This is a genomic window from Priestia sp. YIM B13486, assembly GCF_042787865.1.
Taxonomy (GTDB): domain Bacteria; phylum Bacillota; class Bacilli; order Bacillales; family Bacillaceae_H; genus Priestia; species Priestia megaterium.
On sequence record NZ_JBHZOZ010000003.1, the window covers coordinates 198,698 to 214,672 of the forward strand.

Genomic DNA, 15,975 nt, shown 5'->3' on the forward strand with positions numbered 1-15,975 from the left:
ATAACTCAATGAAGCGAGGGTTAATATGATTATCAATGCGCTTATTATCGTCTTTCTTTTGTGGTTTTTGTATCAGCGTTTTGCACCAGTAAAAGGAATACAGCAAATATCGACGATGGAATTAAAAGCAGAGTTAAAAAATAAACATAAACAGTTTATCGATGTGCGAACACCGCATGAATTTCGGACTAAACACATTAAAGGATTTCGAAACATTCCTTTACCAGAACTGCCTGCGCAAACAGGCCAGCTTTCAAAAGACAGAGAAGTAGTCGTTATTTGTCAAAGCGGAATGAGAAGTATGAAAGCAAGTAAGCTTTTGAAAAAGCAAGGTTTTACATCTATCACCAACATTAAAGGCGGCATGAATACGTGGAGATAAATCAAGAAGGAGGAGACGTAGCGTGAAGACAATAGCGGCACAAGAAGTAGAACAATTAGTAAAAAAACAAGAACAAATTCACATTTTAGATGTGCGTGAAGTAGAGGAAGTAAAAATAGGTAAAATTCCAAACGCGTTAAATATCCCGCTTCCTTTATTAGAATTCCGTATGCATGAGTTAGACAAAACAAACCACTACATTGTTGTCTGTCGTTCTGGAGGCAGAAGCGGAATGGCAGCTCGTTTTCTTGAGCAGCAAGGCTACAATGTAACGAATATGACAGGCGGAATGATGGAATGGAAAGGGGAAACGGTCTAATTTTTTTAGATAAAAATATACCCCTACTAGTATTTAAACCAAGGAGGAAAAAGAAATGATGCAAGCAAACTTCGTATTAGATGCAAAAGGGTTAGCATGCCCAATGCCAATCGTAAGAACAAAGAAGAAAATGAATGAATTAGAAGCAGGTCAAGTACTAGAAATTCAAGCAACGGATAAAGGCTCTACGGCTGACTTACAAGCGTGGGCAAAAAGCACAGGTCATGAGTATTTAGGTACCGAGGCAGCAGGTGACGTTCTTCACCACTTTCTTCGTAAAGGCGGCGCTGAAGAAAACGTAACGCCAATTCCTGAAATTTCATTAGAAGAATTTGCGAAAAAAGTAGAGAATGATGAACATCTTCATATTTTAGACGTTCGTGAAGTAGAAGAATACGATGAAGCTCATATTCCAGGCGTAGTTCATATTCCGCTTGGTGAAGTAGAAAAACGTTCGAATGAGCTAAATAAAGAGAATGAAATTTACATTATTTGCCACTCTGGAAGACGAAGTGAAATGGCAGGGCAAACGATGAAAAAGCAAGGGTTTAAAAACTTAATTAATGTGGTTCCTGGTATGCGTGACTGGACAGGTAAAACAGAGTAAATAACCAAATAAAGGAGGAACTAAATATGAGTTCAAAAGTAGCAATTATCGCAGCAAACGGTGGATTATTTGATGCATATAAAGTATTTAACATTGCCACTGCGGCGGCAGCAAGCGATCAAGAAGTATCGATTTTCTTTACATTTGAAGGGTTAAATCTTATTCATAAAGAGGGACATAAACAATTAACTATGCCTGCAGGGAAAGAGCATTTCGCTGAAGGTTTTCAAAAAGCAAATGTTCCGTCTATTCCGGAGCTTGTTGAAATGGCGCAAGAAATGGGTGTTAAATTCATTGGCTGTCAAATGACAATGGATGTAATGGGATTAACAAAAGAAGATTTTGTAGACGGTATTGAAGTAGGCGGAGCTGTTACGTTTTTAGATTTCGCCAAAGATGCAAATGTGTCATTAACCTTTTAATTTTAACGAATGACTATAACTGAAAAAATACTATAGGAGGTATTTTAATATGACAGTACATGTACTTACTGCAAAAGAAGTTACATCTAAAATTATCAATAAAGAAGCGTTATTTATCTTGGACGTTCGTAACGAAAGTGATTTTAGCGATTGGAAAATTGAAGGTCATCAATTTCAGCATTTAAATGTTCCATACTTCGATCTTTTAGACGGAGTAGAAGAAATCTTAGAAAAAATCCCTTCTGATAAAGAAGTATTAGTTGTCTGCGCCAAAGAAGGTTCATCCGTGATGGTAGCTGACATGCTTTCAGAAGAGGGGCTTACCGTATCGTACCTTAAAGGCGGTATGAAAGCGTGGAGTGAATATTTAGAGCCTGTTAAAGTCGGAGATTTAAAAGACGGCGGAGAGATCTATCAGTTTGTTCGTATCGGTAAAGGATGCTTATCTTATATGATCGTATCAAACGGTGAAGCGGCTATTATTGATGCGACGCGTATGGCGGATGTGTATATTAACTTTGCCAAAGAACTTGGTGTCACTGTTAAGCATGTGTTTGATACGCACCTTCATGCAGATCACATTTCAGGAGGAAGAGTTATTGCTGAAGCAACAAATGCAGCGTACTGGCTGCCTCCAAAAGATGCAGAAGAAGTGATTTTTGACTACAAGGCGTTAGAAGAAGGCAGTGATGTCGTGATTGGTAACACAATGATTACGATTCAGCCTCTTTATTCACCGGGTCATACGATTGGATCAACTTCTTTTATCGTAGACGATCAATACTTACTTTCAGGTGATATTTTGTTCATCGATTCAATTGGACGTCCTGATTTAGCTGGTATGGCTGAAGACTGGGTAGGCGATCTTCGCGAGACGCTTTATAAACGCTATAAAGCATTATCAGATGAGTTAATCGTATTGCCAGCTCATTTTATGATTATTGATGAGCTAAATGATAACGGCAGCGTAGCTGAAAAGTTAGGTACTTTGTTTGCGAAAAATCATGGATTAAACATCAAAGACGAAGCAGAGTTCAGACACTTAGTAACAGATAATTTACCGCCGCAGCCAAATGCATATCAAGAAATCCGTGAAACCAATATGGGGAAAGTAAGTCCAGATGAAGAAAAACAGCGTGAAATGGAAATTGGACCAAACCGCTGTGCGATTCGCTAAGTAAAAAGTTTAACTTAAACAAAGGAGAGAGAGAAATGGAATCAACTAAAGTACTAGATGCAAAAGGGCTGGCATGTCCAATGCCGATTGTTAAAACAAAAAAAGCAATGAATGAACTTGAAGCAGGTCAAGTGTTAGAAATTCATGCAACGGATAAAGGGGCAAAAAACGATCTTGCAGCCTGGGCAAAATCTGGCGGTCACGAGCTTCTTCATACAGAAGAAGGCGACGTTTTTAAGTTTTGGATTAAAAAAGGATAAGAAATAATGGACGAAAAGGGTATCTCTTGTAAAAGGTACCCTTTCCTTATATGAAACGGAGCGACTATAGATGGATCTTACATTTATCATCACGCTTTTTCTTATTGGATTTATTGGGTCGTTTATTTCCGGTATGGTCGGTATTGGCGGGTCTGTTATTAATTATCCGATGCTGTTATATATTCCTCCATTAGTAGGAGTAGGAGCATTAACGGCTCATCAAGTCTCAGGTGCAGGAGCTGTTCAAGTGTTCTTTGCGACAATAGGCGGCGTATGGGCGTATCGAAAAAGCGGATTTTTAAACAAATCATTAATTTTATATATGGGCAGCAATATTCTAATCGGAAGCATGCTTGGAAGCTACAGCTCACATTATATGAATGAACAAGGATTAAATGTTGTATATGGAGTTTTAGCTCTTATTGCGGTTGTTATGATGTTTATTCCAAAGAAAAATTTAGATGAGATAAAAGAAGGCGAACTTCAATTCAATAAAGGGTTAGCTTCTATTTTATCACTGCTTATCGGAGCCGTAGCAGGCGTGTTAGGAGCAGGAGGAGCCTTTATTTTAGTTCCTGTGATGCTCGTAGTGCTTAAAATCCCAACTCGAATTACCATCGCAACTTCACTAGCCGTTACCTTTATTTCTTCCATTGGTTCGACGGTTGGAAAGCTGATAACGCATCAAATCCCATTTATACCTGCACTTATTTTAGTGGCGGCAAGCCTGATTGCCTCTCCAATCGGTGCAAAAGCGGGGCAGAATATGAATACAAAAGTGCTTCAATGGATCCTTGCCGGTTTAATCTTAACAACGGCAATTAAGATTTGGTGGGGGCTGCTATAAAAAAAGCTAAAGCTATGGGTTCCCATAGCTTTAGCTTTTTTATAGTACTTCATCACTTTCCACAAACGTTTCAAGCGCAGGATGAAATTCTTTTTGATAGTGGTTCGACGGACATACTTTTACAATAGTAGAGCGAAGCGCATTGGATTTTGATGTATTTAACACTTGCTTGCATTTAGGACATCGTTCATTAAACAGCAAATGAAGCCATTTCACTTTTCATCACTCCTGTACTAAAACCTTTAAATCTTATCGAGTTAATAAGGATTATAAAGGGTTTTGCACGGTAGGTCAATGAAAAGGGAAGAGATCTTACAAAATAGTTTACTAAGATAAATATATTTGCATAAAAAATTAAGAATTTATAGAATTTATTGTTTATTTATTTGATTTTTATGTTATCCTTTTTAACATACATTAAATACAAGGCCATATTTATCGTACGACCTTTGATTTGTATTACAAATAGTGAATAAGAAAAATATGTACGGAAAGGAGAATGTGATATCAAGAAGAAATGAAGAGTCAGAGAGCAAGCAGATGCTGGTTGTCTATTAAAAAGGCATCTTCCAAGGCTTAAAAGAAGCCTGAGCTCATAGGGAAGGCTTTCGTTTTAATTTTTCTGACTATTCGAATAATTAACTCGTTATTAAAAGTTTAAAATCTAGAAAAGGAATGATCATCAATGAAAGATAAATTTGCCCAACGAGCTAGTCTTGTAAAATCCTCTGAAACGCGTGAAATCTTAAAAGTAACGGAACGACCAGAAGTCATTTCGTTTGCAGGAGGACTTCCAGCACCGGAGCTATTTCCCGTTGAAGCAATGAACGATGCGTGCCGCGCCGTATTAAATGAAGACGGAGCCGCTTCGCTTCAATATAGTACAACAGAGGGGTATATCCCTTTACGAGAAGCAATTTCTAAACGAATGCAGGACATCGGCATTGAGTCCACGGTTTCGAACATTTTAATTACGTCCGGATCTCAGCAGGCAATCGATCTGACCGGAAGACTGTTTCTTAATGACGGAGACGTGGTAATCTGTGAAAGCCCAACGTACCTAGCAGCCATTAACGTATTTAAATCCTACAATGCGACGTTTGTAGAAGTAGACATGGACGAAGACGGAATGATTATGGAAGAGCTAGAGAAAAAGCTTCAGGAAAATCCACAGGCTAAATTTATTTATACGATTCCTGATTTTCAAAATCCTACAGGGCGCACCTTAACGCGAGAAAGACGTCAGCGAATGATCGAACTTGCGAACGCATACGACGTGCTGATTGTAGAAGATAATCCGTACGGAGGAGTCCGATTTGCAGGAGAAGCGCTGCCCCCGGTTAAGCATTTTGATACAGAAAACAGAGTGATTTACATCAGCACATTCTCTAAAATTTTTGCACCAGGTCTTCGAATCGGCTGGGTATGTGCAGACGAAGCTTTCATTGATAAGTACGTAGCGTTTAAGCAAGTGGCTGACTTGCATACGGACAGCTTTGCTCAGCGCGTAACGGCTAAGTACATGGAGCTTTATGATATCGAAGAGCACATTCAAAAAATTAAAGCCGTATACAAAGAGCGATGTACCCAAATGCTATCGTGCATCGAAGAATTTTTCCCGGAGAATTTGTCTTACAGTAAGCCAGAAGGCGGATTGTTTATTTGGGTGGAACTGCCCCAAGGAATCGATTCAGCACATATCTTTTCAGAATGTCTAAAAAATAACGTAGCCTGTGTGCCTGGAACGCCATTCTTTCCAAACGGCACAAGAAACAATGCGCTGCGCTTGAATTATTCTAATATGTCTGCTGAACAAATCGTTGAAGGCATGAAGCGCATGGGAGACGTATTGCATCGTGAATTGACAAGGGAAACGACTGTTTTATAAAAGTAATGGAAAAATCAAATAAAGCGATTTTATTAATTCATGAAATATACGGTGTGAATGATCATATGAAGTGGATGAAAGAGAAATTGTCTAAGTTAGAGGCAGATATTATCTGTCCTAACTTATTATCTAAAGACGCTCCTTATAGCTATGAAGAAGAAGGAATGGCTTATCAAAACTTTGTTCAAAACATTGGTATTGATGAGGGTTCAAGACAAATTACTAACATGTTAATTCAACTAAAACAAGAATATGAAGAAGTAGGAGTTATAGGCTTCAGTGTAGGAGCGACAATGTCGTGGCTATGCAGTGAAAGCAATTTGTGTAACTTTGTGATTGGCTGTTACGGATCACGCATTAGAGATTATGTAAATAGAAGTCCTGTTTGCCCAACTCTTCTTATTTTTCCTGCTGAAGAGCAAACATTTAATGTAGACTCTTTAATAAATTCATTAGAGCAAAAAAGAGAGCCGCTTTTGGAAATCAAAAAGTTTTATGGCGTTCATGGTTTTATGAATCCTTTTTCACAAACCTTTAATAAAGAATCAGCAGACCAAGCCTTGCAAACAATAAGTGATTTTCTCGAAAAACAATTAGCTGATCACTAGCTATGTATTCTGAAAGTGATACCTTACAATAAGCAGAAACTGACTCTTTTTCAGTACATATACATGTATTAACATTTACTTTAAATGTACCGAAAAGGAGCGAGATTATGTTACAGTCAGTTGAGCTTGCAGGAACAGCGGTAAAACTAGTGCCGCTTGAAAAAACACATGAACAAGAATTATATGAAGCTGCAAAACCGAAAGAAATTTGGGAGCATCTCCCCGTAAAAGTTCATAGTCTAAGTGATATGAAACGGCTGATTGAAAGTGCTTTAAAAGCAAAGCAAGAGGGAAGAGAGCTGCCTTTTGCTGTGTTTGATATAGAGTCACATTCAATTGTAGGAAGCACGAGATTTTTAGATATATCACTTCCCAACAAAAGCGTAGAAATAGGTTGGACGTGGTACCATCCGTCCGTGTGGCGCACCCGGGTTAATACGGAGTGTAAGTATTTATTGTTAAAATACTGTTTTGAAGAGCTGAAGCTTCACCGCGTTCAATTCAAAACGGATGTACGAAACAATAGGTCCAGAGCTGCTATTAAACGGTTAGGGGCTACCCAGGAAGGCATCAGCAGAAAACATATGGTTTTACCTGATGGATACGTACGAGATTCGGTTATCTTCAGTATAATTGACGACGAGTGGCCGTTTGTCAAAAAGCGACTAGAAGGGTTTTTACATGCAGCCAGTCAAGGAAATAAAGAAAATGCCAGCAATTAATGGCATTTAAAGATAAAAAGCACAAGCTCTAGCTTGTGCCTTTTGATCGTTAAAGAGCCTCTTTAATAATTTTTTTATAGTAAAGAACAGATAAAATACCAAAAATAGAGTACAGGGCAGTATAGACAATCATCACGATAATCATAGGCATCCAAAGTTCAGTTCCAAATAAGAACCAGCCGGACTGTACGGCAAAATAGCTGTGAAGCAAGCCTAGGGTTAACGGGATGCCGAAGTTAAAAAGCTGCTTAATCATTATGCCAGTTAGTAAGTCTTTTTCGGTAAAGCCTAATTTTCTAAGAATCGTATAGTTTGGCTTTTCATCTTCACTTTCGTCCATTTGCTTAAAGTAAAGAATGCAGCCTGATGTAATTAGAAATGCCAGTCCTAGAAAAGCAACAATGAACATGATTAGACCCATATTTTGTTTTTGACTCGCTGCCATTTCTATACGCGAGTTATTTAAGCTATTATCGCTAAATTTTATCTCTCCGAAAAGCTCATTTGCTTTTGGTAAGTTATCTTCATTTAATATGTCTATCCCAGTGTAGACAGAAGATTCTTTTTGAATAGAAGGATCCGCATCCTTTTTTAGCTCATTAAATACAGCATCATCTACAATGGCAGCAGGCATACCGCTTGTAAAATAGGTAGATAAGATAAATTTTCGGTTTAAACCTATAAACTTTTGCGGGACGACTTTTTTCTTTCCTTTTAGCTCAATTTGTCCGGAGTCTTTAAATGCCATTGCTTGTTGAAGCATATCATTAGAGCCGGTAAATAAAGTTTCATTTTGAGCTATGGTTACACCACTAACGGATGTTTCACTAACCATCGGAAAAATCATAGCGGACGAATCCACCATCGGGCTTTCCAAATCATTTTCTAAGATGTTTTTTACGTTTGCTTTTACTTGGATGACGTCGATCTTTTTTTCCGTGTAAACTATTTTCTTTCGATCCAGTGCGGCTTTAAATGAAGCAGCGTCTTTTGAATTATTGATAGCAAAATCGTTAGGTACATAGTCTCCAGCCGACTTTTCAGCAGAGTAATAGGAAATGTAGCTCAAGCATAAAAAACCGATAGCAAGAGCGGATACGGTTGTAATAACCGTTAGTAATAACGCGTTTGATTTCATCCGAAACATAATGGAAGAAAGAGATAATACGTCGTTAATCGTCAAGTAGCCATTTTTGCTTTTTCGCATGAGATTTAATAAAAAGCGAACTGAGCCTTTATAAAACAAATAGGTTCCGATGATAACCGAAGCTAAAATGGATACCATTGCGATAGACAAAGCATTCATGCTTGTAAAAGATCCGTCAAACAATTTAGCAGAAATATAGTAGCCGGAAGCAATAAAGATCATGCCAAGAATTCCAATAATAATTTCAAGAATACTGATTTTTTTTGTTTTGCTTTCTGTTGATGACGTAACGCGGAATAGTGCTAAAATGGTCTGTCTTTTAATAAAAAGATAGTTCATCGTCATAATTAACAAATAGATGACTCCGAATACAATCAGCGTTTGAATCAAGGCTTCTTCTGAAAAGTGAAGCTTGGCAATGCCTTTGGTGTCCGTAATTTTAAATAAAATCATAATGATTACTTTAGAAAACGAAAATCCAATTAAAATGCCGACAATCAGCGAGCTAAAGTACAACATAAAATTTTCAACGGTCAAAATACGGAAAATTTTTGTTTTGGTCATGCCAATTAGCTGAAATAAGCCAATTTCTTTACTGCGCCGCTTAATAAAAATCGTATTTGCATATAATAGAAAGATAGAAACAATAGCTACAAGTAAAACAGAAGCGGCCCGAACCGCTGCGCCTCCTTTAATTGAACCTTTGGTTGCATCAAGAGCGGGGTCATACTGCAGCGTGACAAAAGCAAAATATAAAGCTGCGCTGAAAATTAGTGCAAAAACGTATAAATAATAGTTTTTTACATTCTTTTTGAAGTTGCGGAAAATCAGCTGATTAATGTTCATGTTGAACTCCGCCTAGCACGCCTTGCGTTTTCATAATATCGTCAAAAAAGGCTTTTTGCGTTTGATCGCCTTTGTACAGCTGCGTATAAATTTGTCCGTCTTTTATAAAAATGACTTTGCTGCAATAGCTGGCTGCCACTGGGTCATGCGTTACCATCACAATACTTGCGCTTCTTTTGTCATTAAGCTCGGTCAGTTTGTTTAGCAAATCGCTGGCCGCTTTTGAATCAAGAGCACCTGTGGGTTCATCAGCAAAAATCATGCTTGGCTCATGAATAAAGGCTCTTGCAGCGGAAGTACGCTGTTTTTGTCCCCCGGAAATTTCACTTGGATATTTGTCTTTCAGCTCATAGATGCCGAGTTGTTTGGCAAGCGCATCAAATTTTTTGTGAGCTACTGCTGAAGGAGTTTTTGCAACGGAAAGAGGCAAGAGAATATTTTCTTTTACTGTCAGCGTATCGAGCAAGTTATAGTCTTGAAAAATAAAGCCTAAATGCGTTTTTCGGAAGTTTGCTAACTGCTTTTCTTTCATTCTGCTAATTTCATTTCCTTCGATTTTGATGGTTCCTCCGTTGATTTTGTCAATGGAGGAAAGCACGTTCAGAAGAGTCGTCTTGCCTGATCCTGAAGCGCCCATAATTCCTACAAATTCTCCTTTCATAATCGTAATGTCTACGCCTTTTAATACTTCTTGTCTATTAAATTTATTTCCGTAGCTTTTATGAATATTAGTTGCTTCTAATATGTTCATATGTACTCACTCCTTTGATCTGATACGTTCATTATAGAAAAAGGGCTTTAGCTTTTCCTTTGATTCACCGAACAAATAACGAAAGCATGTGACATTTTTGTCACATGCTTTTCAAATCCACAAAATCATTTGATTTAGGAAAGGCAAGTGTAAACGTTGTGCCTTCATTAAGGGCAGACTGCACGCCAATGTGAATAGAAAGAGCGTGCGCAGCTTTTTGAGCGAGATATAAGCCCATGCCTGTAGCGCGGCTGTCTTCATGCTGCGTAGTTGAGGTGAAACCTTTCTCAAAAATGCGCGGCATATCTTGAGGAGAAATGCCCCGTCCGTTATCTTTTACCTCGATGTATACTTGACCGCGGTGCTCGTAGCTTCTAATCATCACATCAGATTCTTCACTGTACTTGACTGCGTTTGTTAACAGCTGTCTCATAATAAACGAAAGCCACTTTGCGTCACACAGTACACGTTCTGCCTGTAGGTCCACATCAAACCCAATATTTTTTTGCATGCACCAAGCTTGCAGCGTTTTGATTTCAGTGAAAATAAGGGACTCTAAATCAAGATGTTCAATATACATATCATTTTCGATAAAGAAAATGCGCTTTTGATGCAGCTGTTGATCAAGCAAAAAGTGAATGCGTAGCCACTCGAACTTCAAGTTTGCTTTAACTTCTCGATTTTCTAAGCGTTCAATTATTAAATGCATCGCAGTTAACGGCGTTTTAATTTCGTGAATCCAAGCTAACAGTTCATCTTTTTCCTGCGTCACGTGCAGCAGAGTTTGCACGCCATCTTTTTTCGCTTGTTCTAATTGTTGCATCAGATTTCGCTGAACAATCTTTTCAAACGGACGCAGCGGATGAGAAAGAGTAGAAGAATCAAAGAAGTCTTCTTCATCTTTTAGCTTTTGATAAAATTTCGTTTCTTTGTGATAGCGGAAGACGCAGAAAATAAGAAAGATAATCGATGATAAAAACACGATATAGAGAATCGAAGACAGAGGAATGGATTCATCAATATACGCGATAAAAAGCATAAAAAAATGCATGATGAAAAAGAAAAAGATCCAGCTTAAACGCTCGCGAATAAAGAGTTTAATCATAGCGTTCCTCTTCAATGGCTACGTAGCCTTGGCCGACTTTTGTTTCAATAAAAGCTCCAAGTCCAATTTCATCTAATTTTTTTCGCAGGCGATTGACGTTTACCGTCAGCGTATTGTCACTGATAAACCGTTTATCTTCCCACAAACTATTAATCAGTTCATCTCGGCTTACAATCATATTCTTTTTTTGTATTAAACATTTTAAAATAAAGATTTCATTTTTGGTTAAATCGATAGCTGTAGATCCTGCTGATACTTTATTTTTTTCATAATCAATCGTAGCTCCTTGCCACGAAAGAAGGTTTACTTGTTCAACGCTGTAATTATACACGCGACGGAGAAGGGCCTGTATTTTTGCTACAAGCACATCAAAATGAAACGGCTTTTGCACAAAGTCGTCTGCGCCAAACTGCATAGACATTACCATATCAGAAGGATGATCACGTGAAGATAGAAAAATGATAGGGATTTTTGAGTGAGAACGAATCATTCTGCACCAGTGAAATCCGTCATACTTCGGCAGCTGAATATCCATAATAACTAAATCAGGTTTTACCTCGCTAAACTCCTGCATAACGTTACTGAAATCACGGATGCCGTAAACATCATAAGACCATTGCTCCAACCGTTCTTTCAGTTCGTTAAACAGCGTTACATCGTCTTCAATTAAAAGAAGTTTAAACAATAACACGTACCACGCTTTCTGTTTTTATACTTATTTTATAGCAATATCCTTTTATTTACCATATGTGATAGTAGATTCACCAGCGTTCTTTATAAAATGTGAAAGAATAGCTTTCGACGAGCATAGTTTATAAACATATATTGAACTCTAGTGAAAAAAGGAGAGCTGTTATGAAAGCGATGTGCGTAAAATAGGAAATGTAGCTATAGTTTTAAAGAAATAAAAGCACATATTTAAAAAGCTAATTTGACTTACCTGGATAGCAGGTATAACATGCAGATAAGTCAACTAAACATCTATTAAAAACCGATCGACCAGACGACTGGAGATGCTTTGAACAATCAAAGCATCTCTTTTTATTTGTCATAAAAAGGAGGAAGTATATGTTGAGTGAAAAAAGAAAGCTAAAGCTAGGAGCAAATATTAAAGGCCTTGGAAGTACGACGGATGGATGGAGACATTCGGACGCAGAGCCTGATGCAAGCATTAACATTGAGTTTTATAAGAAACAAGCGCGTATATTGGAAAAAGGACTGTTCAGCTTTATCTTTATTGCGGACGGATTAGCCATATCTGAAAAGTCTATTCCTCACTTTTTAAATCGTTTTGAGCCCATTACGCTGCTGTCAGCTCTCGCTGCTTCTACGAGTCACATCGGACTGGTTGGGACGGTTTCAACAAGTTTCAGTGAGCCTTTTACAATCGCTCGTCAGCTGATGTCTCTTGATCATATAAGCGGCGGGAGAGCGGGGTGGAACGTAGTTACTTCTCCGCAAGAAGGGGCAGCGCGCAATCACAGGAGAGGGTATCTGCCTCTTCACAGCGAACGATACGAAATTGCAAAAGAGCATCTCGACGTAGTAAAAGGACTGTGGGATTCATGGGAAGACGCTGCTTTTATCTACAAAAAAGAAACCGGTCAGTTTTTTGATCCAAAGAAAATGCATACGCTTGGATTTAAAGGCAAGCATTTTCAAGTTCAAGGGCCGTTAAATATTGCTCGTTCAAAGCAGGGACATCCGGTTGTGTTTCAAGCAGGTTCGTCAGAAAGAGGAAAAGGATTCGGAGCAGAGAATGCCGATGCGATTTATACAAATGCACATACACTAGAAGAAGCGCAGGCATTCTATCAAGATATGAAAAATAGAGCAAGAAATCACGGGAGAAATCCCGAGGAGCTTCTCATTTTTCCAAGTATTGATTTAATTATAGGAGATAGCAAGGAAGATGTCGAAAGAAGATATGGAGAGCTTGCTGCGCTAATTCCAATTGATCACGCCATTACATATTTAGCTCGTTTTTTTGATGACTACGACTTTCAGCAATTTGACCTAGACGCCCCGTTTCCAGAGTTAGGGGATATCGGAGCAAATGCCTTTCAAAGTACAACAAATAAAATTAAACAAGCGGCGGCTGCTCGAAAGTTAACGTTAAGACAAGTGGCGCTTGAAACAATTTTGCCGCGTTCGCCGTTTTCAGGAACACCTGAACACGTAGCGGATGAAATGCAAAAATGGCATGGGCAGGAAGCAGCGGATGGATTTGTACTTCGTCCGTTTATGAGCGATACGTTTCATCAATTTGTGGAAAAAGTAGTGCCTATTTTACAAGAGCGTGGGCTTTACGACACTTCATATGAAAGCAGTACGCTGCGAGGAAATTTGAACCTTTCCGTTCCAGCCAATCAATATAGTCAAACAAAGGAGGAGTATGTGTATGACAGTCAAATTAATCAGTGACTACAGCGTCATAGAAAGCTTGAAAAAGCAGGTAATTGAGTGGAGAAGGCATTTTCATCGCTACCCTGAATTATCGTTTCAAGAACATCGAACGTCTCAGTTTGTTGAAGATACGCTTCGTTCGTTTGGAAGCTTTATCATTACTCGTCCTACCCCAACAAGCGTGGTGGCTAGATTAATAGGAAAAGAAGAGGGAAAAGTGGTTGCGATCCGGGCGGATATGGACGCGCTGCCGATTGAAGAAGAAAACAAGTTTGCATTTGCCTCGGTTCATAAAGGCGTGATGCATGCATGCGGACATGACGGTCATACGGCTATTTTATTAGGAGTAGCTTCTGTTCTTTCTCAGTTAGGAGATGAATTTAAAGGAGAAATCCGCTTGATTTTTCAACACGCGGAAGAGCTGCTGCCAGGAGGGGCACAGGAGCTTGTTAAAGAAGGCGCGATGGAAGGGGTGGATTACGTAATTGGCACGCATTTGAATTCTGGTCTTCCCGTCGGAGAAATCGGCGTGCTTGCAGGTCCTATGATGGCTTCGCCTGACACGTTTAATATATCGATTAAAGGAAAAGGAGGACACGCCGCAGCGCCTCACGAAGCAATTGATGCTATTGTTGTAGGAGCGCAAATTGTGACGAACCTTCAAACGATTGTTTCAAGAACGACCAATCCAATTGATAAATTAGTCGTATCGGTTACACAATTTCACGGAGGAACTACGCACAATGTACTTCCTGATAAAGTGGAGCTTAACGGTACCGTTCGCAGCTTTGACGCAGCTCTGCGAGAAAAAGTTCCGGCACAAATTGACCGAATTGTAAAAGGACTAACAGAGGCCTACGGTGCAGAGTACACGTTTACGTATGAAAAAGGGTATCATCCCGTCATTAATTCTGAAGAAATTACAAGGTTAATTGAAGAAACAGCTATCGAAGAATATGGAGAAGAACGTGTAAAGACGCTGTCTCCTAAAATGGGAGGAGAAGATTTTTCAGCTTATCTGCAGGAAACGGAAGGAGCATTTTTTAACATCGGAGCACGAAATGAAGAACAAGGCATCGTATACCCTCATCATCATCCGAAGTTTACGGTAGATGAAGACTCGCTTGAAATTGGAGTAAAGATGTTTTTGCGCATAACAGAAAAGCTATTGGCTCGTTAAAAAAAGAACAAGAACCAAATAGGTTCTTGTTCTTTTTTATGTATTTTTACTTCGTATCCTTATAATTCGTCGCAAATCCTGCTGCAATTAAACCAATTAGACCCAGCACTCCTACAATAACGGTTATAATCACTATACTCACCTCAGTCGCTCTTACGCTCTTAATAATACGCTTTCATTTGTTTAATTTTACCATGAGTCTTCATATGAAAGAAGCTTTTCTTTTAAAGGCTCTAGCTTTTTAAATTTTTGATCATAGCTTTGCCGTTTTAACATGTCGTTGGTTATTATCAGCGCATCTTCTTTACGCCCCGCATACAAGTAGGCTTCAATGACTTCGTCAAATCCTTCTGAGTAAGGGAATTCTTCATATTTTGCTAGTTTAAATGATGCGTCGTAGTGTTTTGTTGCTTTTTCGTATTGCTTTAGTTTTAAAAGCATACGCCCGTTTGCTAAATGTAAATCTGCTCGTTCTAAATCGGTAAGGGTATGGAGTTCAATCCCTTGGTTGCGTATATCAAGGGCATCTTCATAGCGCTTTTTTTCTTCTAGTTCAAACGCTTTCTCATAAAAATGGTCAAACTTCGTTAGCGGTCTTCTTGATTTATAGAACTTGTAAATGCCGTATAGGATCAAAAGCAGTAACCAGAGCAATTTGTTCAACTCTCTTTCATCTCTGTATGTATAATATTTATATTAAAGGAAATTAAATTAAATTAATAGATTTAATGAAATAAAGACATTTGAGGGGGATACGATGGTCATCAGCCAGCAAATTTACTATGTAAAAGGACTTCAGTACATCATTCGTTCAGCTGACATTAGCGATGCACACGAACTGTCTCACCTTAGAGTTCAGCTAGACGGAGAAACGGAAAACTTAGATCGTGAACCAGGAGAAGGGTATATGGACGAATGCGATTTTGAAAAACTTATTCAACGTGACACAGAAAGTAAACGAAACTTATTTTTAGTAGCAAGTGTACATAATGAAATTGTCGGGTTTTCAAGATGCGAAGGTCATGACTTGAAACGATTTGCCCACAAAGTAGAGTTTGGCGTATGCATCGCAAAAGAATGGTGGGGATATGGAATTGGCAAAGAGCTTTTACAGCAGTCCATACGATGGGCAGATAGCGCGGGCATGAAGAAAATAACGCTGAATGTGCTAGAGACCAATAAACAAGCGATTGATTTATATACAAAATTCGGGTTTGAAATGGAAGGAGTATTAAAAAATGACAAGATGCTGTCTGACGGCAAGTACTATAGTACGGTTGTAATGGGCAGGTTTAATGAATAAGAGAA

The 15,975-nt window shown here is 38.7% G+C and carries 19 protein-coding genes; 13 read left to right on the top strand and 6 right to left on the bottom strand.

Translation table 11 applies throughout. The annotated features are described in order from the left end of the window. The first annotated feature begins 25 nt into the window (after positions 1 to 25). The 7 genes from ACFX4G_RS09175 to ACFX4G_RS09205 all read left to right on the top strand — a co-directional run bounded on the left by ACFX4G_RS09175 (position 26) and on the right by ACFX4G_RS09205 (position 4,014). The gene (locus ACFX4G_RS09175; RefSeq protein ID WP_043981326.1) at positions 26 to 382 is read left to right on the top strand and encodes a rhodanese-like domain-containing protein; all 357 of its coding nucleotides are present in this window, start codon (positions 26 to 28) and stop codon (positions 380 to 382) included. A gap of 22 nt (positions 383 to 404) precedes the next feature. Next, positions 405 to 701 carry a rhodanese-like domain-containing protein gene (locus ACFX4G_RS09180; protein ID WP_043981327.1) on the top strand — a complete coding sequence of 99 codons (297 nt, stop codon included), beginning with the start codon at positions 405 to 407 and terminating at the stop codon, positions 699 to 701. 55 nt (positions 702 to 756) lie between these two features. Further along, positions 757 to 1,308: a sulfurtransferase TusA family protein gene (locus ACFX4G_RS09185; RefSeq protein WP_097822839.1), complete on the top strand. Its 552-nt coding sequence runs from the start codon at positions 757 to 759 to the stop codon at positions 1,306 to 1,308. A 26-nt stretch (positions 1,309 to 1,334) separates the two neighbouring features. Then, positions 1,335 to 1,730 carry a DsrE/DsrF/DrsH-like family protein gene (locus ACFX4G_RS09190; RefSeq protein ID WP_097822838.1) on the top strand — a complete coding sequence of 132 codons (396 nt, stop codon included), beginning with the start codon at positions 1,335 to 1,337 and terminating at the stop codon, positions 1,728 to 1,730. Between the two features lie 49 nt (positions 1,731 to 1,779). After that, complete coding sequence (locus ACFX4G_RS09195) at positions 1,780 to 2,907, top strand: MBL fold metallo-hydrolase (protein WP_043981330.1); 1,128 nt, start codon at positions 1,780 to 1,782, stop codon at positions 2,905 to 2,907. 35 nt (positions 2,908 to 2,942) lie between these two features. Beyond that, positions 2,943 to 3,167, top strand: a complete 225-nt coding sequence (locus ACFX4G_RS09200; protein ID WP_013058035.1) for a sulfurtransferase TusA family protein — start codon at positions 2,943 to 2,945, stop codon at positions 3,165 to 3,167. Positions 3,168 to 3,237: 70 nt separating this feature from the next. Next, on the top strand, positions 3,238 to 4,014 hold the full coding sequence (locus ACFX4G_RS09205; RefSeq protein ID WP_322552278.1) for a sulfite exporter TauE/SafE family protein: 777 nt from the start codon (positions 3,238 to 3,240) through the stop codon (positions 4,012 to 4,014). Positions 4,015 to 4,053: 39 nt separating this feature from the next. Here the strand turns inward: ACFX4G_RS09205 and ACFX4G_RS09210 are convergent, their stop codons facing one another. Continuing rightward, positions 4,054 to 4,230 carry a hypothetical protein gene (locus tag ACFX4G_RS09210; protein WP_230183342.1) on the bottom strand — a complete coding sequence of 59 codons (177 nt, stop codon included), beginning with the start codon at positions 4,228 to 4,230 and terminating at the stop codon, positions 4,054 to 4,056. A 469-nt stretch (positions 4,231 to 4,699) separates the two neighbouring features. On the opposite strand from ACFX4G_RS09210, the gene ACFX4G_RS09215 reads away from it, so the two are divergent. From ACFX4G_RS09215 to ACFX4G_RS09225, 3 genes are all read left to right on the top strand, one after another. Then, positions 4,700 to 5,902 carry an aminotransferase-like domain-containing protein gene (locus tag ACFX4G_RS09215; protein ID WP_043981332.1) on the top strand — a complete coding sequence of 401 codons (1,203 nt, stop codon included), beginning with the start codon at positions 4,700 to 4,702 and terminating at the stop codon, positions 5,900 to 5,902. A 5-nt stretch (positions 5,903 to 5,907) separates the two neighbouring features. Then, complete coding sequence (locus ACFX4G_RS09220; protein ID WP_237074354.1) at positions 5,908 to 6,510, top strand: dienelactone hydrolase family protein; 603 nt, start codon at positions 5,908 to 5,910, stop codon at positions 6,508 to 6,510. Positions 6,511 to 6,617: 107 nt separating this feature from the next. Then, positions 6,618 to 7,232, top strand: a complete 615-nt coding sequence (locus ACFX4G_RS09225) for a GNAT family N-acetyltransferase (protein WP_162214616.1) — start codon at positions 6,618 to 6,620, stop codon at positions 7,230 to 7,232. Positions 7,233 to 7,281: 49 nt separating this feature from the next. Here the strand turns inward: ACFX4G_RS09225 and ACFX4G_RS09230 are convergent, their stop codons facing one another. The 4 genes from ACFX4G_RS09230 to ACFX4G_RS09245 form a co-directional block, all read right to left on the bottom strand. Continuing rightward, on the bottom strand, positions 7,282 to 9,225 hold the full coding sequence (locus ACFX4G_RS09230) for an FtsX-like permease family protein (RefSeq protein ID WP_377574211.1): 1,944 nt from the start codon (positions 9,223 to 9,225) through the stop codon (positions 7,282 to 7,284). Next, a complete protein-coding gene (locus ACFX4G_RS09235; protein ID WP_029323043.1) occupies positions 9,215 to 9,976 on the bottom strand; it encodes an ABC transporter ATP-binding protein in 762 nt (253 codons plus the stop codon). The genes ACFX4G_RS09230 and ACFX4G_RS09235 overlap by 11 nt, the downstream gene beginning before the upstream one ends. Positions 9,977 to 10,076: 100 nt before the next feature. After that, the gene (locus ACFX4G_RS09240; protein WP_377574214.1) at positions 10,077 to 11,081 is read right to left on the bottom strand and encodes a sensor histidine kinase; all 1,005 of its coding nucleotides are present in this window, start codon (positions 11,079 to 11,081) and stop codon (positions 10,077 to 10,079) included. Continuing rightward, entirely contained in the window at positions 11,074 to 11,766 is a 693-nt protein-coding gene (locus tag ACFX4G_RS09245) for a response regulator transcription factor (RefSeq protein WP_057244713.1), read from the bottom strand. The genes ACFX4G_RS09240 and ACFX4G_RS09245 overlap by 8 nt, the downstream gene beginning before the upstream one ends. A gap of 386 nt (positions 11,767 to 12,152) precedes the next feature. On the opposite strand from ACFX4G_RS09245, the gene ACFX4G_RS09250 reads away from it, so the two are divergent. Together ACFX4G_RS09250 and ACFX4G_RS09255 are read left to right on the top strand one after the other, a co-directional pair. Next, positions 12,153 to 13,505, top strand: a complete 1,353-nt coding sequence (locus ACFX4G_RS09250; protein WP_377574217.1) for an LLM class flavin-dependent oxidoreductase — start codon at positions 12,153 to 12,155, stop codon at positions 13,503 to 13,505. Further along, on the top strand, positions 13,483 to 14,667 hold the full coding sequence (locus ACFX4G_RS09255; protein ID WP_340448047.1) for a M20 family metallopeptidase: 1,185 nt from the start codon (positions 13,483 to 13,485) through the stop codon (positions 14,665 to 14,667). The genes ACFX4G_RS09250 and ACFX4G_RS09255 overlap by 23 nt, the downstream gene beginning before the upstream one ends. Positions 14,668 to 14,856: 189 nt before the next feature. Here the strand turns inward: ACFX4G_RS09255 and ACFX4G_RS09260 are convergent, their stop codons facing one another. After that, positions 14,857 to 15,330: a hypothetical protein gene (locus tag ACFX4G_RS09260; RefSeq protein ID WP_237074359.1), complete on the bottom strand. Its 474-nt coding sequence runs from the start codon at positions 15,328 to 15,330 to the stop codon at positions 14,857 to 14,859. A gap of 94 nt (positions 15,331 to 15,424) precedes the next feature. Between ACFX4G_RS09260 and ACFX4G_RS09265 the strand changes: the two genes are divergently transcribed. Beyond that, positions 15,425 to 15,970, top strand: coding sequence for a GNAT family N-acetyltransferase (locus ACFX4G_RS09265; protein ID WP_162214611.1), 546 nt, complete (start codon positions 15,425 to 15,427; stop codon positions 15,968 to 15,970). Positions 15,971 to 15,975 lie beyond the last annotated feature (5 nt).